The 245-nt window shown below is 54.3% G+C and carries 1 pseudogene; it reads right to left on the bottom strand.

What is annotated here, in order from left to right:
- Nucleotides 1–245 (bottom strand): annotated as a pseudogene (locus AC6CHQ_RS16425) (IS21 family transposase); the annotation flags it as partial.

A 245-nucleotide genomic window follows, 5' to 3' on the forward strand; every position in this document is an offset into this window, starting at 1 on the left:
TAACCGGATCAGGAGGGTTCCCGCCTTCTCTTCGACGTAGGCGACATTCCTTCCATCGCTCCGATAAGTGCCGGCAGGCACCGAATACCGGTTGCCCGAGAAGCGGATGACATTGTCCTTATGGATGGTCCTTGTTATACTGGTATCGGTTAGGGTTCCAAGCGGGAACTCAGAAGGGATCTTCCGTAAGTGCGGCTTTTCGAGGGCGTGCACTTCGGCGGGTCTCTTTTTTGTATTGTGGTGGA

Source organism: Bhargavaea sp. GQ12 (assembly GCF_059758705.1).